Source organism: Candidatus Bathyarchaeota archaeon, from assembly GCA_026014465.1.
In the GTDB taxonomy this organism is placed as follows: Archaea; Thermoproteota; Bathyarchaeia; order Bathyarchaeales; family Bathycorpusculaceae; genus JADGNF01.
Map to the genome: position 1 here is coordinate 733,078 of JAOZID010000010.1, position 22,688 is coordinate 755,765.

Sequence of the window (22,688 nt, forward strand, 5' to 3'; positions counted from 1 at the left end):
CTACTCGATTTTTGAGGGTTCTAACCAGTTGCGGGATTTGAGCAGGGTTTTTCCTGCGAATTTTAGTGTGAGGCAGTCTTGGTAGGGGCACATTTCTAGGCACCGCATGCAGTTTAGGCACATGGACGTTTTTATGTCGCCGCCTTTTTGCTCGTAAACTTCGGTTACCTGTACAGGGCACACGCGTTTGCAGATGCCGCATTTGGTGCATTTCTCTTCAGCCTTGTTTAGGTGTAGCAGGGGCAATGCTTTGAACGCGCTAAAACGGTTAAGCGCCGCAATCGAAACGCCTGTGGGGCAGAAGCGGCACCAGAACCTTCGGGTCATGAACGCGCCGCCTGCGGTGATTGCTATGAAAGCTACTACCGCTATGGTGACTAGGATGGATTCGGGGAAGTATTGGGTGAAGCCGCGTATGTAGGGGTAGCTTAGGCTGTAGTCGCCAAAGCCTATATCGCCAGGCCACGGGATAAGCAGGGTCTCTAAGGGGCCTAGGAAGTAGATTATTAGGGGTTTGAAGGGGTCTTGGAACTGGAAAAAGGCGCTCCACGTTTTGGGGTCTAAGGCACCAAAGAATAGGGGCAACGTAAGCACCCAAGCAGCCAAGACGTAACGGATTTTGTGTAGGGCTTTGTTTAGTTTTTCGGGGAAGAGCCAGTATCGGATTTTGAGGGCTTTACGTAGCGAGGTAATCAAATCCATGTACAAACCAAACGGGCAAAGCCACCCGCAGAAGAACCGTCCGAAAAACAGCGGCAACACCAATATGATAATGCCCAAGACAAGGGCGTTCCACTGCGCGATAAGAATCATTGCAGAGAAAATAACGACAAACGAGAGGATTTGGGTGTAGATGCGCAGGTAACTGATTTTGTGAGTGCGGTTTTTTATCCAGATGAACAGGACAAGAAGCCCAGCTAAGCCAAGCCCCGAATACATCACCAAGCTAAGGATGTCGCTTAACGTTTTTAGGAGGGATATTTTTTGTTACACCTCAAACGGTAAATCCGCTAATTATTGTGATGACGCCCAAAACCACCATAACGGCTGCCCCCGCCAGTGAGACCCATTTTCGAAATAAGGGGGCTTTGTTGAGTAGCCAGCCTGTTACGCCTCCGAGCAGCAGAATCGGAGAGAGGGTAGTTCCCAACCCAAACAAAACTGCCACCGCCACGCTGCCTGCAGGGGAAACAAACGACGCGGTGTATATTAGAAGCAGCATCAATGGCGGACACAAAACCAAGCCGCGGCTTAGACCTAAAACAAATGCGCCTGAATCAAACCCGCCCCAACGCCTCCAACGCGAAGACTCCACCACCGTAGAGCCGCAGTTTTGGCAGGGCTGACTACGACGGCTTTTTAGGTAGATGCTTACACCGATGAGCATTGTTATTACTCCAAAAGCATACGACGAGTACTGCTGGATGGGCGCTAAAGCAGTTTCGGTTAGCAAGAACCCGAAGGCGCCGCTAAGAACCGCGATGGCTGCTCCGATTATGGCGTAGGCGGTTAGGCGTCCTGAATTGAAAACCAAAGTGACCGTGGTTGCTTTGCGAAAACCCGCGCCGATACCTGCGATGTAACTGGCAAGGTAGGGCAGGCAAGAAGACGTGCAGAAAACAAGCCCGTACAGTATTCCAACTGCAAACGCTTCCAAATACGGGTTTGAAATCTGAGTTATCACCGACATTTTCTAAGGTCTCGGCGTTTTTAGATAAAGCAGATACGAACAGATAGCATTTAAATCTTACATAACTAACCTGCAACCTGTGCGTTTTACACCTCAAGCTGCCGCCAAAGTTGCATACAACCCCTAAAGCCAATTTTCGAGCCATTTGAACAGCAAACAGGATACAACACAGGCAAGTTATGCGGGTTCTTTTGGGGGCTCTAACCAGTTGCGCGATTTGAGCAGGTTTTTATTTGCAAAGTTAAGCTTAAGGCAGCCGTCGTAGGGGCACATCTCCACGCAACGCAGGCAAAGCATGCAAATTGAAGAGTCGATTTTGCCGCCTTTTTGGTCGTAAACTTCTTGGGCTTGAACCGTGCAAACCCGCCTGCAAATTCCGCATTTCGTGCATTTTTCCTCAGACTTTTCCAGATGCAACAGAGGCGCCCACCCAAAACCCCGAAGCTTACTCGCGACGGCAAAAGAGGCACCCGTGGGACAAAAACGGCACCAAAACCGCCTAACAAAAAACGAAGCCAAAACCGTCAAGCCAACAAAAACCAGCACCGCAACCAAGGCGTACTGAGAACCAGCGTAATACACGATTTGGTCAAAATACGGATAGTTCAGGTTTGAACCAAGAATTTGCCAAGGCGCAACCAAGGGCACCAAAGGACCCAACAGAATCCGTGCGGGGTTGAAGACGCCTGAGAGGAAAATTACGTCCGAGGATGTGACGTGGCTGTTAAAATGCATCAGCACCAAGGGGGCTCCAAGGAAGAAGGCGAGCAGAAGGTAGCGGAGGTTGTTGAGGTACGTGTTTAGTTTTGGGGGGAGGTTGAGGTAGCGGGTTTTGAGGGTTTGGCGTAGCAGGCTGATTAGGTCCATGTAGAATCCGAAGGGGCAGATCCAGCCGCAGAAGAACCGCCCAAAAAATAGGGTCATCAACAGAAGCGTCGCCAAGAATACGCTAAGCCAGAGTGGAAAGGAGATTAGGTAGAAGATGGCGGCTTGGCTTATGAGTTGTATGAATAATCTGAGGTAGCTGATTTTTTTGGATTTGTTTTTTTGCCAGATGTGGATGGCTAAGGCTCCAGCTATTAACAGCCCCGCAAATACGGCTACTTTAAGCAACTCAACCATCAAACCAGCAAACGCCACCGTTTCAGCCTCACAACCAGCAACAGCAAGAAGCAAGAACAATCGGGTTTGTAATCCAAAAAGGAACTGTCAGATTAAAGCGTAACTACAAACTGTACAGACGCAAACGAAAAGAAGAGAGAAGAAAAGAGCGGAGAGAGCGGGGTTACTCTGGGGGCAGTACGATTCGGGTGTTGTATTCTCGTAGGTAGGTTAGGTGGTCTTCGTCGAATGGGTAGGTTTCGGTGTTTAGTGGGTAGGGGAAGCCGCTCATGTAATGGAAGGGTAGGGGTTCTACGGTGAAGCCGTCGTTTCCTGGTCCAAAGCCGTAGTTGGCGTATTGGACTTTGAACCAGCAGGCTACGAAGAAGAAGTAGTCTCTTTCCATGCCTGGGGCGAGTTCGTCGAGGTTGTCGGTTGGGAACTGGATTGCGATGGCGTCGCCTTGTTTGCCTATGACGAATTTGTCATCCTCAGTTAGTAGCAGGTCTGTGACGTTGCCGTAGCGTGTAAAGTTTCCTGAAGAGAGTGAGTTGACGGGTTCGAATTCTTGGTAGAGGTAGCCTGTGGGGGATAAGGTTTGGATGGTAGTGTTTTGCTGGATGGTGGTGTCTACTCCTATGCAGTCAAAGGTTACGTTCCAGAAGTTGCTTATCCTAAGCGAGTAGTCCTCTGTGGGGAACAGGTCAGTTAGGTCAACTACGAAGGTTCGGGTTACGCCGTCGGGTGGAAGCGGGAACTGCCTGTCTTCTGAGACGCCTATCCAGTTGCCGTTTGCGTCTTTGACTTCCATGAAGGGCGTGGGGGTGGGTTGTGTGTGGTCAGGAACTTGAGTGGAGTAGAATTTGTCCATCCACAGCGTGTAGCTTTCTTCTGGTCCCCAGTCAACCATGGACGTGACGACGAGTTTGATTTGCTCGGCGCCTGTTAGGTTTCCAAGGTCAAGGGTTAGGCGGTTCCAAGTTTGGTTGTTCCAGTCTTCGCTGTATTTGCCGTTAAACCCAGAAGTATGCACGCCATCAATTTCCCAAATGGCATCCAAAGCATCCTCCTGCGCAGTAGAACTTACAACTTCACCGTTATACACCGTGACCTGCTCGTTGAATGCTGAAACGGGTTTTTGCGGGTTCTTGCTCACCGTGTAAATCTGTCCCATGTAGTCGGGGTCGATGTACTGTTCTACCATGGTAGAGTAGACGGCTTGGTCAGCGGGGTGGTCAACAACTACGATGTTAGCTGCGTCTACGAAAAAGATTTCATCCCATCTTTGAGTCAAGTTTGCAAGGTAGTATCCGTCAACTTCTTGCACTTGTGTTCTGTCTACGGGTATGTAATCCCACGGGTTGTTTCTCCAGTACTCTAATGAGCCATCAGAGTTCACGTAACGCGTGTAGCCTAGCCAGCCATGGTTTGAAACTTCTGCCAAGTAGATGTAGGTAGTTCCGTTCCAGATGTACAGGGAGGGGCAGGAGGTGCCGCCTGTGTATGTGGCAGTAACGGTCAGTCTCTTATCTAATGTGAAAGTTCGCGTAAGGTCAGTGCTTCCATCGTCCCACTGCAGAAAAGTAACCCTGCCCGTGGGGTCTTGATAAGGCATGGTAACAGAGTAGGTGCCTTCAGGCATCAGGGCAGAGTAGAAGGTTTTGTGTTCCTCCACGGTTCCGTCAGGCAAAACCAACGTGAAATCCGCATCACCGTTTGGCGTGATTGCAATGCCCATGGTGTGGTAGCCATCTTTGACAACTAAAAAGCCGCCGCTGTGGCTGTTAACTTTAACTAAGTGCTGTTTAGAATCTCCAGCTTCCAAAGACGGAGCAGCTACAGTAAACTCTACAGTTTCTTCTCCGCCACCGCTGACATGAACGGTCTTGGTGTCTATTAGTTCACCATCAACTTCAAAACGCAAGGAGAGGCTACTATCTTGGGAGTCAGGATTTCTAGCGGTAATTGTGGCGGTTACAGTTTCTCCGCCGTAGACTTCGTAGGGGCGAACGAACATGGTTGTGACAATTTGGGAGGGCTCTTGAACGGTTAAGGTGCTGGTTTGGTCATCAATTTTGATGTTGTAGGTGCCTTTGGTGTTTTTGGATAGCGTGAATGTTACGGTTGTTGTTTCGCCGCCTGCTAAAGTAACTGTTTGGGTACTTGCCGCCGCGTTGTCGACGAGCAGTTCAACGTCGTAGGTGCCGCTGGTTTCGCCAACGTTAGTTACGTCAACAGAGATGTCCACTGGAACTCCAGACTCTGTTACTCCAGGGTTAACTTCCAAGTTGGAAACTTCAAACTCGGCGGGTTTAGCTGGAGCAGCTTGCGTAGTAATCATGAAAGTTCCGTCTAAGTTGCCTACGCTAAAGGTGTAGGTGCCTTCGGTTTGTTCTACGACTTCAAACAAAACCGTGACTTGAGCGTTTGGAGCGACTTGTCCAGTTTTTGTTTCAACCTCGGCGCCGTTGATTTGGAGGGTTACAGAGTAATCCACGGTTTCTTGGGATTGGCTGACAACTTTGACGGTGATACCAATGGGTTCGCCAGCGTTGGCTTGGGTTCGGTTAACTGCCAAATCCGCCAAGGTGTAAGTACTTAAGGTTGTAAAGGAAGTTTCCAAGTTTCCGATTTTAACCACATGCAAGCCAGCTGAGGCACTTGCAAGTTCGAACTCTACGGTTTTGGTTTCACCCGCGTTCAACGATATTTCCTTGGTTGCATAATCAGCCACGCCGTCTAAAGCAAGACTCATCAGGTAGGTCCCATCTTCAGAGAGCAGGTTAGTTACGTTAGCAGAAACCCGCACAGGTTGACCCGTCAAAACGGTGGAGGGCACTTGCAGGTCGGTGAGTTGAACCTCGTTTGAGGTGAGGGCAGGACCTGGTAGGGAGTCTATGTAAAAGTATGCGCCAGCTGCAGCCGCGACGATTATGAGGTCAATTAGGAGTATGGCTTGTAGTTTGGTTATAGCGGACTTGGTATGCATAAACTGCCTAACGACTATAGGCTTTATATAATTATTGCAGAACCGTGCTTGGGGGAGTGCTCGGTGGGGGGAGCGGGGTGTGCATTGGGCAGCAGCGTTTTTGGACATTCTTCCAGCAAAGCGGCGTTTTTGCCGACGCATATTGAACGTAAGTCCAAAGAGTGCCAGAGTTAGAGGATAGACGTTTAGTTATGAATAAATAGCATGTGCAAACGGATAGTTTTATATACTTGTTCACGATAATTGCACAGAAAACACAAGAAGCATTAAACAAACGTCAAAGGAATGAGAGGAAATAAAAAATGAGTGCAGTTATGACAACAAACCCAGCAGATATAGCCTGGTTGATAGTTGCAACCGCCCTAGTCATGATAATGACCCCCGCATTAGGCTTCTTCTACGGGGGACTAGTGCGCAAAAAGAACCTAGTATCCACAATAACCCAATGCTTTGTTATCTTTGCAGTCATAAGCATCGTCTGGGCACTATGGGGCTACAGCTTAGTCTTTAGCCCAAGCCACTACGGACTCATCGGAGGTCTATCGCTGGTCGGCTTAAACGGCATAGGCATACATACAGCCACGGCAGCGCCGCAAATACCTGACCTGCTGTTCTTTGCGTTCCAACTAAAGTTCGCCGCCATCACACCCGCGTTGATTATCGGTGCATGCGCTGAAAGAATCCGTTTCCGTTCACTTCTGATCTTCGTTGTATTGTGGTCAACATTCATCTACGCCCCAATCGCCCACTGGGTATGGAACCCTGACGGCTGGTTGCTAGGTTTAGGTGCAGTTGACTTCGCAGGAGGTCTAGTCGTGCACATCTCTGCAGGTATGTCCGCGTTGGCAGCCGCATTGGTTGTAGGCAGACGCAAAGGCTGTAGCGTACCATGGAAAGATCATATGAAGGCCGTAGAAGAACAAGAAAAAGCACCAGAAACCAAGCCCACCAACATCCCATACGTAATCCTTGGTGCTGCTTTACTGTGGTTTGGCTGGTTTGGCTTCAACGCAGGCAGTGCTTTAGCAGCAAACGACTTGGCAGTCTTGGCTCTTGTAACCACAAACTTGGCAGCCGCCGCAGCAGGTGTTAGCTGGATGCTCATGGACTGGGCACTAAAAGGCAAACCATCCGCAGTAGGCTTTGCAATCGGCGCCGTCGTCGGTCTAGTCGCCATCACCCCCGCAGCAGGCTTCGTCTCCATAACCTCAGCGCTAATCATCGGTCTCGTCGGAGGCATCATATCAAACTTGGTAGCAAGCTGGAGAGCAGGCAGATCCCGAATTGACGACTCTTTGGACGTCTTCGCATGCCACGGTGTCGGCGGTCTTTGGGGTTCAATTGCCACAGGTCTATTCGCTGCAGCAGCATTCAACGGCGTTGACGGACTGTTCTTTGGAAACCCAGACCAGCTTGTCGCTCAGCTAATAGCCGTTGCAGTAGTCGTGCCATTTGCGTTCTTTGGCTCCTACGCGTTGCTAAAGATAGTCAACGTGTTCTCACCACTAAGAGTCAGCCCAGAAGACGAAGACTCAGGCTTAGACCTTAGCGAACACGGCGAAGAAGCATATCAACTCGACTAAACAACAAAAGAAAAGAGCCCAAAGGCTCACCCCTTTTCCTTTTTTTACGCAACAAATTTTAAACAAAACAAACCATGCGAGCAGCTTGGGCAGATTAAAGCTAATTAGATAGTTGCTTGTTACATTGTAGCGTGTGTTTGTAATGAATGGAACAGCAGTTATATTGATGGGTTCTGAGAGGGATTTGGAGTTTTGCCAGAAAATCGCGAAGACCCTCAAAGTTTTAGGTGTTGAATTCGTTTATCGTGTGGCTTCGGCTCATAAGACGCCGTTGAAGGTTTTGGAGATTATTGAAGAGTTCAAGGCGCAAAAGGTTGTTTACATAACAGTTGCGGGCAGGTCTAATGCGTTGAGTGCGTTTGTGGACGCGAACAGTTCAAAGTTGGTGGTTGCTTGTCCGCCGTACTCGGAAAAGTTCTCGGGCGCGGATATTTACTCGTCGCTTCGGGTTCCCAGCGGCATAGGCTGCGTTGTTACCATTGAACCTGAAGGCGCAGCTATTGCAGCAGCGAAGGTTTTCGCGTTACAAGACGCCGAGTTAGAAAAGCGCATCCAAGAGTATCAGCGCGAAAAACAGCAAGCCATCGAGAAAGCTGACCAGACAATCAAAAACATGAAATAAGGCGGATTCGTGTTTAACCTGAGTTCTGTGCTTGTTAACTGGAGAGAATACTATGTCTGATGAGTATGAAAGAAAGATTCCCCGCACCATGTCTACCCAGCACCCAGATAACGTTAACGTTCCGGAATGGAGCAAAGAGGATGTTATTGATGGTTTGGCAGAGGTTTTTGAGGCTTACTACGCGTACGACACCCTTGGTTGCCAAGAGGTCATGTGGGATTCCGAAGGCAAAGACGTTGACACCCGTGTGCTGCGCAAACTCTTTGACAAACACTGGAACTACTTCAAAGACAACGCCATAGGCAAAAACCTGTTCCTAACATACCGCATCCCCAACCCACGCATCGAAGCCGTCGAAAAAAAAGTCGTCGTCGAAACCCTCCAAAACATACCCATAGCCTACGACGCCGCCACATCCTTCTACAAAAACGAAGCCGTCCCCATCTTTGAAGTTATTTTACCCTTCACCACCGACGGAAAAGAACCCGTCTGGCTCTACAATTACTACAAAGGCGCCATAGTTTCCGACGAGGATTTGATGCTAGATGAGAACACTAAAGCCAGCGACTGGATTGGCGCAACCAAACCCAAGAGCATAAACGTCATCCCCCTAGTCGAAGACTACAACAGCATGCTAACCGTCGACAAAATCATCACACCCTACATAAAAGCCGTCAAACCCAAAAACCTACGGTTCTTCATAGCACGCTCCGACCCCGCATTAAACTACGGCAGCATATGCGCAGTGCTACTCTCTAAAATCGCTCTTTCCAAACTTAGAGAAACCCAAGAAGCCACAGGCGTAGCCATCCACCCCATCATCGGAGCAGGCTCCAAACCCTTCCGCGGACACCTCGCACCTGACAACGTCGAGAATTTCCTATGCGAATACAAAGGCTTAGCCACAGCCACCATACAGTCAGCAGCACGTTATGATTACCCCCTAAAAGATGTGCAACGGTTCATTGAACGTCTCAACAAAGAGTTGCCCTACGGAGAAGCAAGCCTAATTGATGACGCTGAAGAAGCTGTGCTGCTTGAGGTGCTAGTTAAGTGCCGTAAGCAATACGAAAGAGTCGCCGAAGTTTTGGCGCCGTTTGTTAACAGCATCGCACCCTACGTGCCCCAGCGCAGAGCCCGAAAACTGCACATCGGCTTGTTTGGGTACAGCCGCAACGTAGCAGGAACCACCCTCCCAAGAGCAATCACCTTCGCAGCAATACTCTACAGCATCGGCGTGCCCCCCGAATTCATAGGCACCCAAGTCCTCGAAGACCTCAAAGACAAAGAATTACAAACCATCAAAAAACACTACGTCAACCTAAAACACGACTACAACACCATAGGCGGCTACGTCTCATGGGAAAACATCAACATGCTCATGGAAATGCACCGCAAAATCGCCAAACGCGCAAACATGGACGTCGACAAACTCCGCCTCGCCCTAACCCGCATCCTAGCCGACCTCAAAAGCGCAGAAGACACCCTCAACATCAAAGTAGGCCCACAAACCCTAGCCCAACGCAAACACGAAAACTTCACAAACAACTTCCTCATCAGCTACATGGAACACGAAGACAACGAAGCAAAAAAAGCCCTCACTGAAGCCGCCAAACTACGCCGCTGCCTAGGATAAAAACGAAGAAACTGTTTAAAGAAGACTTATTCCGTCTTTAGCGGTTCATTGAGGCATTTGTCAGTAATTTCAAAATTTACCCTATAATATTTCACCTTGACCTTATCTTTGAGGGGGATTAAAGAGTATTCCAATCGATTACTATGTTCGTTTACGATAATTATTCCTCTTGCTCTTGGAGTCCTGTTTTTCATCACCCAACCGAGATACCTAGAAATCTGACCTACAACTTCATCATTCTTTTTCCCACGTTTTAATTCTACAACTACCTCACAGTTTAATCTGTCTCTCAGGAGAAGGTCAATTCTTCCTACTTCTTGCGTGTCAAATTCTTTTTCCACCAGTTTTAAACCAGGCTCAATAAGCGTAGGATGTTGTGCAAGGTAATCCCTCAAATCATTCTCCAAACTAACCGAGGTATACGAGTTTGGTTGAGCTTCTTCTGACCCAGATTCGTTTTGCACAGCATTCCAAAGTATATCGTTAACTGAGGTGTATTTCTTCAGTTGTAAAATCTCTTTGACTTGCTGAAAGATAATGAAATCACGAATATAGTCTTTCGTTCTATCTAGATAGCTGTCCATATTTGGAAGCCCAAACTTCGTCTTCGCCAATTCGATGGCTGACTGCTCTTGTTCAGCATCAAGTTCAATCCACTCTCGTGTTCGTGAACTGATCAAAGGATATACTGTTGAATCATAAGCTAATAGAAACTGCGACAAAGTTTGAAGGCCAATACCCTTCAACTTGAAAAAGCCATTGACTCTATCGGGTAGAGAAGCTTTGCCATAATACAGAGTCTTTAAAGCCTGGTTAAAGGTCTCAAGTCCATTCTTAGTGTATAACAGATTACACAAGTTTCTATTAGGTGAAAAAAATTTCATTAAACGAAAAAGGTCATCAAAATCATCAGCAGACAAAAAGCCATCGCCCTCAAAATTTCTAGTTTTCAGCAACGTGTGGATTTTTTCTTCGGCCATATTTTCCTCATCTTTCCAACGAAGCGTTTTTTCCCATTGAAGCGAATTCTCCCAGTTTTTTAAGCGATTAATCTGTTCAGTTGAAAGAAATTGTTAAACAATTCTCCATTCACCCATGAGTTGGGAACAGGCTAAAACTTATAAAAGTTGTCAGGGTCAGAATATTTATCACCTATATCGGCTATTGACAAAGGAGGTTACAAGAGCCTAACGGTAAAAGGCACAACATTCAGCCACACCAGTTTTACCTAAAGGAAACAGATTTTGCTACCAATCATTCAAGTGTACCAGCTTTACAAAATAGGAAAAAGAAAGTTGTGGAGTATTAATTAGCTTAAAAAAGAAATAAGCTGATATAGGTTTATGGGGTAGTAGGTTTTTGCTATAGCGAAAGTTTAGGAAGTGTTAGTTAGTTTGGGTAGTGTTAAAGATTTGAAGGTAATTAGCAACCCGACCGTTGATGTTATGGGGGTTGGAAGGTTTGAGTTTAGTGACCGTTATTCGGTTTTTGATTGGGGTAAGATGCCTGATCTTATTGAGGGCAAAGGTGAAGCGTTGTGTGTTATGGGCGCTTATTGTTTTGAGCAGCTAGAAGAGAAGAGTATCTGTACGCATTACAAAGGCTTAGTTACCAAGGACGGCAAAACGGTAAAGTTTGATGAACTAAAGGAGCCCAGCGGTGTTATGGAAGTGAACATAGTTAACGTGCACAAGCCCCAACCGCGCCTGCAGGAAGGAAAACTCTGCTACGACTACAGCATCTACAAGCAGGACATGAAAAACTGCCTCATACCACTCGAAATAATCTACCGCAACGGCTTACCCGAAGGCTCCTCAGTTTTCAGACGCCTCAAACAAGGAAAAACAACCTACCAAGACCTGGGGCTAGACCATTACCCTGAGCCTGGCGAACGGTTCTCTACGCCGATTTTTGACGTAAGCACCAAACTCGAAGAAACCGACCGTTACATAAGCTGGAACGAAGCCGCCCAAATCGCAGGACTCACAAACATTGACGTGGAAGCCATCAAGGTGGTGCTGACAAAGGTGAATCAGACCATAACAGAGCTTGCCTCCAAAGCAGGGCTGATAAACGAGGACGGCAAAATCGAGCTGGCTTTTGACGTGGATAGGCGTTTGATGGTGGTTGATGTAGTAGGCACGTTAGATGAGTGCCGCTTCACAGCAGATGGCTTGCATGTGAGCAAGGAAATTGCCCGCAAATTCTACAAGTCTACGCAGTGGTATGAAGACGCTGAGCAAGCCAAAAAAGACGCCCAAGAACAAGGCAGGCAGGACTGGAAGAGCCTGTGCAAGACGCAGCCGCCTAAATTGCCCGTGGAGCTTAAAACTGTAATTAGCCAAATGTATATGGCGGCTGCTAACGAGATGACGGGGCGCAGGTTCTTTGAAGCCCCCAAGCTTGTGGAAGTTGTCAAGAAGTACAAAGATTACATGGGTGAACAACAATGATGATGAAAAACCGAATTGAAGAAACCCTAAAAGAATACAACCCCGAAAACGTGTGCATTGGCGTTTTGGGTTCACACTCAGGATTAGAAATCGCGGCTGGTGCACGCCAAGAAGGCTTTGAAACCGTCGTGGTCTGCCAAAGGGGCAGGGACAAAACCTACACCAAATACTACAAAAAACTCTTCAACCACACCATACTTCTTGACCGCTTCGCAGACATAACCACGCCCGAAACCGTCAAGCAACTCACCGACCTAAACACCATTTTTGTGCCCAACCGTTCCTTTAGCGTGTACGCAGGCTACGACAGCATCGAAGAAAAATTCGCAGTGCCCATGATAGGCAACAGGTACATGCTCAAAACCGAGGAACGCACCGCCCCCAGAAATCAGCTCTGGCTTTTAGAGCAAGCAGGCATAAAAACGCCCCGAACCTTCAAGGAGCCCAGCGAAATCGACCGCTTAGCCATCGTCAAGGTTCCCGAAAAAGAACGCGCAATCGAGCGAGCCTTCTTCTACGTCTCCTCGCCGCAGGAATACGAGAAAAAATCGCAAGAACGCCTGCAAAAAGGCATAATCACACAAGAAGCCCTAAACGAAGCCATAATCGAAGAATACGTCATAGGCGCCAAATTCAACGCCAACTACTTCTGGTCACCGATAACCGACGAAATCGACCTCTTAGGCTTTGACAAACGCGTGCAAACTGACCTTGACGGCGTCCTTGACCTACCCGCCACCGAGCAACTCGAAATGGGCATACCCACCCAAAACATCGAAATCGGACACATGGGCGTTACCATGCGCGAAAGCCAAATCGAAAAAATCTTCGACGCCGCCGAATGCTTCGTGCAGACCTGCAAAAAAGAGTACCCCCCAGGCATGATAGGGCTCTTTGCACTGCAGGGCGCGATAACTAAGAATTTGGAGTTTTACGTATTTGACGTAAGTCCGCGTGTTCCAGGGTGCCCGTGTGTTGAGCCGACTTCGCCTTATATGAAGTACAAGTACGGCAAAGAAGTTGGTCCAGGCAGACGCGTTGCTATGGAAATCAAATGCGCCTTGGCGGAGAAACGTTTAGCGGACGTGACGACATGATAACGGGCAGTGACACCGCGAAGATTTTGGAGAAATACGACACTGGCAAGTTGGCAATTGGCACTTTGGGCTCGCACAGTTCGTTGAATATTTTTAAGGGCGCCAAAGAAGAAGGCTTTCGCACGGTTTGTATCTGCAAGGAAAAAGACACCATCATGTACCAGAAATTTCCGCTGGTGGATGAGCTCATCGTAGTCAAAGACTTCACCGAGTTGCTAAAGCCGCAGATGCAAGAGAAACTGCGCAGCCTAAACGTGGTCTTGATTCCACATGGCTCGTTTACGGCGTATTTGAGCACGCAGGAGCTTACCGACGAGTTGTTTGTTCCGATGTTTGGGAACCGCAAGCTGCTGGATTGGGAGGCTGACCGCAAAAAGCAAGAAGACTGGCTGCGCCAAGCAGGACTGCTGCTGCCCGCCACGTTCAAAACTCCTGAGGATATCGACCGCCTCATCATCGCCAAGCTGCCAGGCGCGAAAGGTGGGCGCGGCTACTTTTTAGCTAACTCGCCCCAAGCGTTTTACAAGAAATTCAACGAAATGGTCAAACGCGGCTTGCTCAAAGAAGACGACGTAAACAAAGTGCACCTGCAAGAGTACGCGCTGGGCGTGAACGTTTACCCAAGCTACTTTAGCAGCACCATCAAAGACGACGTCGAATTCCTAGCCGTAGACAGACGCTACGAATCCGCCGTAGACTCCATAGGCAAAATCCCCGCGGATGAGCAACTTGAAATCGGCGTCAACCCCACCTACACCGTCATAGGAAACTTCCCCATTGTGCTGCGCGAATCATTGCTGCCCGAACTTATGCGCATGGGCGATAACGTGCACAAGAAAGCCCAGCAACTCGCGCCCCCCGGCATCATAGGACCCTACTGCCTTGAGACTGTGATAACTGAAGACCTCAAAATCTACACCTTCGAAATCTCAGCGCGCATCGTCGCAGGAACCAACATCGGCATCGGAACCAGCCCCTACGCGTACCTAAGATACGGCGAAAACATGTACATGGGACGACGCATTGCCCTTGAAATCAAAGACGCCGTAAAGCAGAAGCGTCTTCACGAAATCGCGGTTTAACCGCTTAGGGCAACGCTTAGTATCGCATCAAAGTTGCTGCGGCTGGGGTCTTTGCGGTAGGCTTGCAGGGCGGCTACGATTTCTTCTTTGTTTCTTTCTCCCAAGATTTCTGCAATTGCGCATGAGACTTTGCCGTTGCTGGTGAACAGGAAATGGGAAAGCGCGGTGACGTTGACGGTTTTGCGGTTGTCGCTGGCGGTTTCGAAGTCTACTAGGTAGGGGTTTTGGTTGCGGTCGACAAGGACGTGTTTGGGGGCTTTGCTGAGCTCGCCGTGGTCTAACCCGATTAGGTCAAGACGGTAACACTGCTCCAAAACCTCAGCTAAAACGCGCCTGACAAACGCGGGGTCGGTTTGGGTTTCCAGCCAACGGGGCAGGGCGTTGCCGTCTATGAGTTGCATGAGCAAAAAGTTTGGGCTCACATCAAGCAGTTTAGGTCCCGCATCGGCGGTGTTGGCTTTGGCGAGCATTTGGGCTTCATGGAACATGTCAGGGCGGTCGGCGTCTACCCTGCGGATTTTCAAAGCCACCCGCTGCCCCTTAAAAAAAGCAACCACCACCACACCAACAAAACCCTTGCCCAACAACGGAAAAGGAACCGCATGCGCACGTGCACACCCAGAAAACTCCACAGCATCCACACCCAAACACTGCAACTCTTGCACGCGACGCCGCAACTCCACCAAATCAGGCTTAGGATAACACAAAACAACCGCGTAAGGCAACTCCACCAGATGCTCCACAGGCACAACCAAAGAACCACTCAAACCAGATTCCCCGCACTTCACACAGATGCAACACGCGCGAATTATTTAACACGTTACCTCAAAGAAAAATGAAAAACGTTTCCCAAAATAGCAATTCTGCAGAAGGGGGTGAGGAGCGCGTTTTTTGGGGTTTGTTTCGTAAATTTATTAGGTTGGCGTTGTTACTGGTTTCGTGTTTGAGCGGGTAGTGGTATGCCACGGTTTAAGCAGTTGGCGCGGATTCAGGAGCTTATGGGGCGTAAGGGGCAGATTCGTAATATAGGGATTATTGCGCATATTGATCATGGGAAGACGACGTTGGCGGATTCGTTGTTGGCGGGTACGGGGTTGTTGTCTTCTGAGATGGCGGGTACGGCGAGGGTTTTGGATTATTTGCAGGAGGAGCAGCGGCGCAAGATTACGATAAAGACCGCGAATATTAGTTTGCTCTACAAAGCTGCGGGTGATGCGTTTGTGGTGAATTTGGTGGATACGCCGGGGCATGTGGATTTTACGGGCAAAGTTACTAGGGCGTTGCGGGCTATTGATGGCGTGGTTGTGGTGGTGGATGCGGTTGAGGAGATTATGGCGCAGACCGAGGTTTTGACTAAGCAGGCTTTGGAGGAAAGGGTGCGCCCTGTGCTTTTCATAAACAAGGTCGACCGTTTGATTACGGAGTTGCAGCTGAACGCATCTCAGATTGAAAAGAAGCTCACGCATATTGTGGGTGCTTTTAACGATTTAATTGAGTTGCATGCGGAAGCGCAGTTCAAGGATAAATGGAAAGTGAGTTTTGGTGCAGGCAGTGTGGCAGTGGGTTCGGCTTTGCATGGGTGGGGCTTCACCGCAGGTTTAGCTCAGCAACATGGAGTCAGGTTCACCGATGTCATGGCGGCATACAAAAACGGTGCACATGAAACTCTGCAAAAAAACCTGCCCGCCTACGCAGCAATATTTGACATGACCGTCAAAGCCGTTCCTGACCCTAAAACCGCCCAAGCTTATCGCGTGGAGAAAATCTGGAAGGGCGATGTTGATTCTCAGGTTGGGCGAGGCATGGTTAGTTGCAGTGACGCTTCTGCGGCGGTTTTTTGTGTAACGCATGTTCAGCCAGATCAAAACGGTTCGGTGGTCGCAACTGGAAGGCTGTTTTCGGGCACCATAAAAGCAGAGGACACGTTGAGGTTGGTTAATGCAAACGAAGAGGCATTGGCGGGTCAGGTTTTGGTGTATATGGGTGCGTTTAAAGAGCAGGTGGAGCGGGTTTTTGCGGGTAATGTGGTTGCGCTGTCTCTTCCTGGTGGCGTGAAGGCGGGGGAGACCTTGGTGGAGGCGACGCAAACTGAAGGGGTGGTTCCGTTTGAGAGTATACGGTATGTTTCTGAGCCGGTGGTGACAGTTGCAGTGGAACCCAAGAACCCTAAGGATTTGCCTGTTTTGCTTGAAGCTATGGATGAGCTTGCGGTGGAAGACCCGAATCTGAAGGTTATGGTTAACCGTGAAACAGGCGAGTACCTGCTTAGTGGCATGGGCGAGTTACATGTGGAAGTGGCACTAAATCACCTAAAAAGCCAGCACCGCGCGTTGGAGGTTGAGGTTTCATCTCCACGAGTAGTGTATAGGGAAGCCGCAACCAGAAAAGGCGCATCTGCCACAGCGAAAAGCCCCAACAAACAAAACAGGTTCACGGTGATGGTGGAGCCTTTGGGTGATTCGGAATCGGGGTTAGTTGACCAGAACAACGATGCACCGCAGGCGGGGGATGTGGGTTGGTTGGATGCTTACAAGAACGTGCTGGTTGACTGCACAGAAAAACTGGAAGCCTCAAAGGCGCGTGAATTCATAGTTGGAGGTTTCGAGTTTGCTTGTGGAGCGGGTCCTTTGTGTGGGGAACCTTTAAGGCATGCAAAAGTCAGCTTGAAAAATATCATGTTAAGCAGCAGCGAAGAGTTGAGCAATGCAGTTGAAGTCATGCATGGCGTAGGCAAAGCCGTCTTCGCCTCGTTTCTAACCACGCAACCCGCTCTTTTAGAGCCCGTCTACAAAACCGTGATTTCAACCCCCGCCGAGTTAGCAGGAGAATGCACCCGCATCTTAAACAGTCGACGCGGAAAAATCGTTTTGTTTGAACCCAAAGGAGCCGTGACGACTCTTACTGGTTATGTGCCGGTGGCGGAGGCGTTTGGTTTGTCAAAGGAGCTGCGGTCGGTGACGTCGGGGCGCGCGTTTTGGCAGTCAACTCTTGACCGTTGGGAGCAGGTTCCTAAAAAACTTGCAGACAAGCTCACCTTGGAGTTGCGCAGACGTAAAGGGTTGCCTTTGGAGGTTCCCGCGGCGAGCAGGTTCATGGAGGAAGATGAGCGGTGAAGGCGTCTGTGCCGTTTTGTTTGGATACTACGTTGTGTTGTGGGCAGGTTTTTCGCTGGGACAGGCATGGCGGCTGGTGGTATGGTGTTGCGCAGGATTGCGTGTTTAAGGTACAACAGAACGGTTCAGAGCTCAAATACGATAATGCTGATTACGAGTTTGTGGAGCACTATTTTAGTTTAGACCACGATTTAGACGCAATTAGCAAGAGCATAAACAAAGACCACCATATAGAAAGGGCACTAAAAGCGTATTGGGGTTTGCGGCTAATTAGGCAAGACCCGTGGGAGTGCTTGATGTCGTATATTTGTGCAACTTACAAGAGCATAGCTGCAATAAAGGGCATGCTCAACGCGTTGGGACAAAAATTCGGCGAAAAACTCAGCCTAGACGGCTACAAATACTACGCGTTTCCCAAACCAGAAAAACTTGCAAACGCCGCCGTAACAGAACTGCAAGAATGCGGTCTAGGCTACCGCGCCAAGTACCTGCAGGCAACCGCCAAACAAATCCACGAAGGCAACATCAACTTAGAAGAGCTAAAACGCATGCCTTATTCGCAGGCAAAAAAAGCGTTATGCACATTGCCAGGGGTGGGCGTTAAGGTTGCAGACTGCGTGCTTCTGTTTTCGCTAGGCAAGCTAGAGGCGTTTCCCGTGGATGTTTGGGTCAAACGTGTAATGCTCAAACGGTACCAAAACAAGTTCCCAACCCAGCTAATCCAAAAACTATCCAAAGCAGAATCCTTATGCAACAGCGACTACGAAAAACTAAACAATTTTGGCAGAACATACTTTGGACAGTACGCAGGCTACGCCCAGGAATACCTCTACCACTACGAAAGAATCGCCTAAACCCAAACAAACCCGCGCCACAGCAAACCAAACAAAACAGCCAAAGAGCTTGCAAGCAAAACGCGGAAAACGTTTAAATCCCGTTAGAAACAGCATATAAAAGCAACTACCGCCCGTGGGCCCGTAGCTCAGCTAGGTTAGAGCGCCAGACTCATAATCTGTTGGTCGCCAGTTCAAATCCGGCCGGGCCCACCACACACGCTTTTGATTTTTGGCAGACAAAGGTTAAATTGTATATAGGGGGTAGAGAGAGTAATTTGTGGTGGTTTGATGAAGGCTGTTGTGGTTTATTTTTCTGTGAGTGGTAATACAAGGTTTGTTGCAGAGAAAATCGCAGATGAGTTAAAAGCGGATTTGTGCAAGGTTACCGATAATAATTACAAGCAAAGCAGGCTGTTGTATCTGCGGGGTGGATTGGCGGCTTTGAGAAAGAAAACCTCAGAAATCGAGTTGTCTACACCTGTTGAAGGCTACGATTTGGTGATTGCTGGCACACCCGTATGGGCGGGAAAAGTTGCTCCTGCCATAAGGACGTTTCTGGAAAACAAGAAACCCAAAGAGAGCCAAGTTGCCTTTTTTGTAACGCTGGGTGGAGATAAACCCCAAAAAACGTTGGAGGATATGAGAGAAATCGTCCAGCCCAAAGTGCCAGTGGGGGAATTGGGGGTTACAAAACCGTTGGACAACAAAGAAGAGACTGAAAGGCAAGTAAAAGAGTGGTCCAGCCAAATCCAAAAAACGCTCAAATAACGGGTTGCTGTGGGTTGAGGCGGTAGGAGCCTGCGGTTAGTTTTTCGGCTCCGTTTTGAGTTATCAAGGCGGTATCTTCGATGCGTACGCCTCCAAAACCGTGGAGGTAGATGCCTGGTTCGATGGTTACGACATTGCCTGTTTGAAGTATGTGACTACTTGCGGAGCTTAACGTGGGGGGTTCATGAACTTCTAAGCCTACGCCGTGACCCAGACGATGTACAAAGTTTTCTCCATACCCTGCCGCCTCAATGACATCTCTAGCTACCTTGTCTACGTCTGAGACGCATACGTTGGGTTTTAGGGTCTCAAATGCTTTGTCCTGTGCGTCGTGAACTATCTGGTAGAGGCGGCGCTGTCTTTCAGAGGGCACCCCAGCAACCAAAGTACGGGTCATATCCGAACAGTAATACTCAAACGTAGCCCCAATATCAACCACAACAAAGTCGCCCTCGCGGATTTCACGTGCAGAGCAGCCGCCGTGGGGAAACGCTGAGGAAGCACCTGAAGCAACTATTGTTTCAAAAGCTGTTGCGCCGCCGCCGTTTCTGCGCATGGTAGATTCGATTTCTGCGGCTACTTCGCATTCTTTCACTCCTGGTCGTAGGGTTTCGTAGGCGGCGTTCATGGCTTGGCTGGTTATGTCGGCGGCTTTGCGCATGAGCGTGATTTCGTTTGGGTCTTTGACTTGGCGAAGCATCTGGACGGGTTTTGGGTCGGCTGCTATTTTGGCTTGGGGGAGCTTTTGGGTTAGGGCTTGCCAGCTTTGCACGCTTAGGGCGTCGGCAGCTATGTTTTTGAGTTTGTGGTCTTGAACTTGTTTTGCCAGCGTCACCAACAAGTTCTCATCAAACCCAAGCCGTTCCACACAAAAACCCTTGCAGCCAGATTTAACCTGCTCATAATTAACGCCATACACGTAAAGCGTACTCTCACCATTAGGAGGAACAAACAAAGCACACGCGCCAGGAACCCCCGTAAAATACAGCAGATTAGCCGAGTTAAAAACCAGAAAGCCGTCAAAACCAGCTTGGGTAAAAGCAAGGTCTTTTAGGTTGCGTATGCGGTTCAAGGCGCTTCACCATACAAGCAGCATGAAAAGGGATAAGCTTTCTTATAATAAGGGGCAAAACAAAATTGTGGGAGGGAAAAAAGTTCCCTGGGGGTTATTTTCTTTCTTGGAAGAGTTTTTTGATGGCGCTGATCCTTGCTTTCTGGGCAAGTACGTCGCTTGTGACTAGGGTTAATGCTTCTTCGGGGCACCATTTGACGCATTGGGGACCATCTTCGTTGTCTTTGCATAGGTCACAGACGTAGACTGTTTTGTTTTCGGGGTGTAGCATAATGGCGCCGTAGTCGCAGGCTTCGATGCACCAGCCGCATCCGTTGCATTTGTCGGGGTCGATGGTGACTGCGCCTGTTTCTTCGGATTGTGTTAGGGCGTCGCGGGGACAAGCTTCGATGCAGGCGGGTTCTTCACAAAGACGGCATGAGACAGCCATGTTGACGACTTGGTTTTGGCGGACTACGCGAATTCTGGATTTTATGGGGTTGAAAGCTTTTTCTTTGTTAAATGAGCAGGCGTACTCACAGATTTGGCAGCCAACACATTTTTCGGGGTCACATGAAACGAATTGTCTTTCGTGTATCTTGACCATTTCTTATGCCTCCTCCGCAGCTTTGGCTATGCTGCTTAAATCTTCCATACCCAACGCTTTGAGTTTTTCTTGGGTGGGTATGCCTTCGGGGTTCCAGCCGCGAGCTGCATAGTAGTCGTCCAAGAGCAAGTCAAGTTCTGCTTGGCTGACTTTGGCGCCTTTGACTGGGCTTTCGTCGGGGATTGGTTCATTCATGACTTTCCATGGGAGGGTGTCGTCTTTTCGGCTTAAGCCTTCGCGCAGGTTGATGAGTTTTGCAAGGGCAACGATTCGTTCAGCGGCAACTGCAAGGTCGTCTGCGGTTACTTCAACGCCAGTTACGGAACTGTAGAGTTTTGCCATGTCAGCGAGTTCCTTGTAGAAGGAGCCTCTTGCGTTTTTGCATACGATAAGCGAGTCGATGATGGCGTAGATGTCCTCGTAGGCTTTGACGATTTTGCCGCGGCCTTTCTCGGCTTTTAGGCGGTCAACTTCGCCTTTGAGGTCAACTGCGTAAACGCCGCTGCTGTGGTCTGCGCCTCTAAAGGAGACTGCGTATCCCAACGCGGTAGTTTTGAGGCTGCGCAGGTCATAACCCGTAACTTCTAAACCTTTGATGTGCTGTGCAAGATTTGCTACACCGTTGCCGAATTTCTCTGCTGCAGCTTTAACGCCGTCAGCAAGAATGTCGCCTACACCTTCGCGTTTGCCCATCTTTTCGATAAGCTGCAAAACTGCTTCAGCATTGCCGAATTTAGCGTCAATATCGTCAAGGTCACTGCTTTTTAGAAGACCCTTTTCAACGCAGTCCATAACAAAAGCAATGGTTACACCGACGCTTTGGGCGTCCATGCCGTAATAGTTGCACAGTTCCGCGGCTTTGATTATTGCGTCAAGCTTGTTTACGCCTACGTTTGGTCCTAGAGCCCAGAGGTTTTCGTATTCCATTCGGGCCATGGTTCCTTTGTATGGACCTTCGCGGATTACTGCTTCGTGTTCGCAGCGCATGGGGCAGGAACTGCAGGCAATGATTTTTGTGACAAAGCGTGTGTTGAGGGATTCGCCGCTGATTTGCGCTGCGTCCTCAAAGCGGGCACTGCTGTAGTTGCGAGTAGGCAAACAGTTCAAGTTGTTGTTAATCAAAAGGTTCTCGACGGTGCCCACGGTGCGGTACTTCTTGGTTGCGGGACCCTTCATGCGTTCATGGAATTCTTTGACTAGGTCCATGAATTCTTCGGGTTTGGCAACTTCGATGTCGTGTGTTCCGCGTACGGCGATGGCTTTCACGTTTTTGCTGCCCATGACTGCGCCTAGACCTGTGCGGTCGGCTGAGCGGGTTTTTTCGTTTGTGATGCAGGCAAGTTTGGATAGTTTTTCGCCTGCTTCGCCGATTGCGGCTACACGTATGTAGTAGTCGCCAAGTTCATCTTGGATTGCTACTTCAGTTCCGCTGGGTGATTTACCCATTAAAGCTGAGGCGTCAAGTAATTGTACTGAATCATCGTCAATCCAAAGATAGACAGGTTTTTCAGATTTGCCAGTTATGATAACTGCATCGTATCCGGCTCGTTTTAATTCTGCACCAAAGGTGCCATGAGATATTGCTTCGCCAACTCCGCCTGTGGCAGGTGACTTGGATATGAATGCATGACCGTTTCCGCCTGTGGGAAACATGGTTCCAGAGACGGGACCCAAAGCCAAAACAAGGGGGTTTTCAGGGCTCAAGGCATCAACGCCTGCTTTTGAATTAGCAAGCCAAAGCCTCATTCCTAAGCCTATTCCGCCCACGTATGTCTTTGCATAATTATCGTCAAGTTTCTCAGTCCAAGTTTTACCAACATTCAAGTCAACGAAGAGAACTCTTCCAGCGTAACCCAGCAAACTCTTTCCTCCATTGATTAAGAAACTATTAGTCAGGTGAAAACTATATTAACTTAATGGCGTTCCCCACATGAAATAATGACTAAAACACATGTTATTCCCTCACGTCGTGAACCACAAAGCATAACGTGAAAGGGGGGAAACTGATGTTGCAAAAGCTGTTTTTTGGGAGAAAACAAATATGAGCAGCCAGCAACTCA

Annotated in this window: 18 protein-coding genes and 1 tRNA gene; 10 read left to right on the top strand and 9 right to left on the bottom strand. The window is 48.9% G+C overall.

Annotated elements, in window-relative coordinates:
- From NWF04_05880 to NWF04_05895, 4 genes are all read right to left on the bottom strand, one after another.
- Window positions 1-939, bottom strand: a complete 939-nt coding sequence (locus NWF04_05880) for a 4Fe-4S binding protein (GenBank protein ID MCW4006107.1) — start codon at window positions 937-939, stop codon at window positions 1-3.
- A gap of 55 nt (window positions 940-994) precedes the next feature.
- Window positions 995-1,690: a sulfite exporter TauE/SafE family protein gene (locus NWF04_05885; protein ID MCW4006108.1), complete on the bottom strand. Its 696-nt coding sequence runs from the start codon at window positions 1,688-1,690 to the stop codon at window positions 995-997.
- A 177-nt stretch (window positions 1,691-1,867) separates the two neighbouring features.
- A complete protein-coding gene (locus NWF04_05890; GenBank protein MCW4006109.1) occupies window positions 1,868-2,830 on the bottom strand; it encodes a 4Fe-4S binding protein in 963 nt (320 codons plus the stop codon).
- Window positions 2,831-2,975: 145 nt separating this feature from the next.
- The gene (locus NWF04_05895; protein ID MCW4006110.1) at window positions 2,976-5,780 is read right to left on the bottom strand and encodes a hypothetical protein; all 2,805 of its coding nucleotides are present in this window, start codon (window positions 5,778-5,780) and stop codon (window positions 2,976-2,978) included.
- Between the two features lie 302 nt (window positions 5,781-6,082).
- On the opposite strand from NWF04_05895, the gene NWF04_05900 reads away from it, so the two are divergent.
- The 3 genes from NWF04_05900 (at window position 6,083) to ppcA (ending at window position 9,621) form a co-directional block, all read left to right on the top strand.
- Window positions 6,083-7,363 carry an ammonium transporter gene (locus tag NWF04_05900; GenBank protein MCW4006111.1) on the top strand — a complete coding sequence of 427 codons (1,281 nt, stop codon included), beginning with the start codon at window positions 6,083-6,085 and terminating at the stop codon, window positions 7,361-7,363.
- 166 nt (window positions 7,364-7,529) lie between these two features.
- A complete protein-coding gene (locus tag NWF04_05905) occupies window positions 7,530-7,985 on the top strand; it encodes an AIR carboxylase family protein (GenBank protein ID MCW4006112.1) in 456 nt (151 codons plus the stop codon).
- Window positions 7,986-8,037: 52 nt separating this feature from the next.
- Window positions 8,038-9,621, top strand: a complete 1,584-nt coding sequence (gene ppcA, locus NWF04_05910; protein ID MCW4006113.1) for a phosphoenolpyruvate carboxylase — start codon at window positions 8,038-8,040, stop codon at window positions 9,619-9,621.
- 26 nt (window positions 9,622-9,647) lie between these two features.
- Here the strand turns inward: ppcA and NWF04_05915 are convergent, their stop codons facing one another.
- Window positions 9,648-10,601 (bottom strand): endonuclease NucS, encoded by a 954-nt coding sequence (locus tag NWF04_05915; protein ID MCW4006114.1) that lies wholly within the window; start codon window positions 10,599-10,601, stop codon window positions 9,648-9,650.
- A gap of 414 nt (window positions 10,602-11,015) precedes the next feature.
- Here NWF04_05915 and purC point away from each other — a divergent pair, with 414 nt between their 5' ends.
- The 3 genes from purC to NWF04_05930 are packed head-to-tail and all read left to right on the top strand — an operon-like array spanning window position 11,016 to window position 14,253.
- On the top strand, window positions 11,016-12,074 hold the full coding sequence (gene purC, locus NWF04_05920; protein MCW4006115.1) for a phosphoribosylaminoimidazolesuccinocarboxamide synthase: 1,059 nt from the start codon (window positions 11,016-11,018) through the stop codon (window positions 12,072-12,074).
- Window positions 12,071-13,171 carry a formate--phosphoribosylaminoimidazolecarboxamide ligase family protein gene (locus NWF04_05925; GenBank protein MCW4006116.1) on the top strand — a complete coding sequence of 367 codons (1,101 nt, stop codon included), beginning with the start codon at window positions 12,071-12,073 and terminating at the stop codon, window positions 13,169-13,171. Before purC ends, NWF04_05925 begins: the two co-directional genes overlap by 4 nt.
- Complete coding sequence (locus NWF04_05930) at window positions 13,129-14,253, top strand: formate--phosphoribosylaminoimidazolecarboxamide ligase (GenBank protein MCW4006117.1); 1,125 nt, start codon at window positions 13,129-13,131, stop codon at window positions 14,251-14,253. Before NWF04_05925 ends, NWF04_05930 begins: the two co-directional genes overlap by 43 nt.
- Here NWF04_05930 and NWF04_05935 read toward each other — a convergent pair.
- Complete coding sequence (locus NWF04_05935) at window positions 14,250-15,020, bottom strand: serine/threonine protein kinase (protein ID MCW4006118.1); 771 nt, start codon at window positions 15,018-15,020, stop codon at window positions 14,250-14,252. The two genes, NWF04_05930 and NWF04_05935, sit on opposite strands and share 4 nt — an antisense overlap.
- A gap of 192 nt (window positions 15,021-15,212) precedes the next feature.
- Between NWF04_05935 and NWF04_05940 the strand changes: the two genes are divergently transcribed.
- The 4 genes from NWF04_05940 to NWF04_05955 all read left to right on the top strand — a co-directional run bounded on the left by NWF04_05940 (window position 15,213) and on the right by NWF04_05955 (window position 18,970).
- A complete protein-coding gene (locus NWF04_05940) occupies window positions 15,213-17,366 on the top strand; it encodes a GTP-binding protein (GenBank protein ID MCW4006119.1) in 2,154 nt (717 codons plus the stop codon).
- Window positions 17,363-18,220 (top strand): hypothetical protein, encoded by an 858-nt coding sequence (locus tag NWF04_05945; protein MCW4006120.1) that lies wholly within the window; start codon window positions 17,363-17,365, stop codon window positions 18,218-18,220. Before NWF04_05940 ends, NWF04_05945 begins: the two co-directional genes overlap by 4 nt.
- A 117-nt stretch (window positions 18,221-18,337) precedes the next feature.
- Window positions 18,338-18,415 (top strand) — tRNA-Ile (locus NWF04_05950).
- Window positions 18,416-18,490: 75 nt separating this feature from the next.
- Window positions 18,491-18,970: a flavodoxin gene (locus NWF04_05955; GenBank protein ID MCW4006121.1), complete on the top strand. Its 480-nt coding sequence runs from the start codon at window positions 18,491-18,493 to the stop codon at window positions 18,968-18,970.
- Here the strand turns inward: NWF04_05955 and NWF04_05960 are convergent.
- The 3 genes from NWF04_05960 to NWF04_05970 all read right to left on the bottom strand — a co-directional run bounded on the left by NWF04_05960 (window position 18,963) and on the right by NWF04_05970 (window position 22,488).
- A complete protein-coding gene (locus NWF04_05960) occupies window positions 18,963-20,042 on the bottom strand; it encodes a Xaa-Pro peptidase family protein (GenBank protein ID MCW4006122.1) in 1,080 nt (359 codons plus the stop codon). The genes NWF04_05955 and NWF04_05960 overlap by 8 nt on opposite strands.
- 94 nt (window positions 20,043-20,136) lie before the next feature.
- Window positions 20,137-20,628, bottom strand: a complete 492-nt coding sequence (locus NWF04_05965) for a 4Fe-4S dicluster domain-containing protein (protein ID MCW4006123.1) — start codon at window positions 20,626-20,628, stop codon at window positions 20,137-20,139.
- A gap of 3 nt (window positions 20,629-20,631) precedes the next feature.
- Window positions 20,632-22,488, bottom strand: coding sequence for an aldehyde ferredoxin oxidoreductase family protein (locus NWF04_05970; GenBank protein MCW4006124.1), 1,857 nt, complete (start codon window positions 22,486-22,488; stop codon window positions 20,632-20,634).
- Between the last annotated feature and the right edge of the window lie 200 nt (window positions 22,489-22,688).

Coding starts and splice junctions, on each gene's coding strand:
- NWF04_05880 (MCW4006107.1), bottom strand. CDS start 939: ATGTATTCGGGGCTTGGCTTAGCTGGGCTTCTTGTCCTGTTCATCTGG.
- NWF04_05885 (MCW4006108.1), bottom strand. CDS start 1,690: ATGTCGGTGATAACTCAGATTTCAAACCCGTATTTGGAAGCGTTTGCA.
- NWF04_05895 (MCW4006110.1), bottom strand. CDS start 5,780: ATGCATACCAAGTCCGCTATAACCAAACTACAAGCCATACTCCTAATT.
- NWF04_05900 (MCW4006111.1), top strand. CDS start 6,083: ATGAGTGCAGTTATGACAACAAACCCAGCAGATATAGCCTGGTTGATA.
- NWF04_05905 (MCW4006112.1), top strand. CDS start 7,530: ATGGGTTCTGAGAGGGATTTGGAGTTTTGCCAGAAAATCGCGAAGACC.
- ppcA (MCW4006113.1), top strand. CDS start 8,038: ATGTCTGATGAGTATGAAAGAAAGATTCCCCGCACCATGTCTACCCAG.
- NWF04_05915 (MCW4006114.1), bottom strand. CDS start 10,601: ATGGCCGAAGAAAAAATCCACACGTTGCTGAAAACTAGAAATTTTGAG.
- NWF04_05925 (MCW4006116.1), top strand. CDS start 12,071: ATGATGATGAAAAACCGAATTGAAGAAACCCTAAAAGAATACAACCCC.
- NWF04_05930 (MCW4006117.1), top strand. CDS start 13,129: ATGCGCCTTGGCGGAGAAACGTTTAGCGGACGTGACGACATGATAACG.
- NWF04_05940 (MCW4006119.1), top strand. CDS start 15,213: ATGCCACGGTTTAAGCAGTTGGCGCGGATTCAGGAGCTTATGGGGCGT.
- NWF04_05955 (MCW4006121.1), top strand. CDS start 18,491: ATGAAGGCTGTTGTGGTTTATTTTTCTGTGAGTGGTAATACAAGGTTT.
- NWF04_05965 (MCW4006123.1), bottom strand. CDS start 20,628: ATGGTCAAGATACACGAAAGACAATTCGTTTCATGTGACCCCGAAAAA.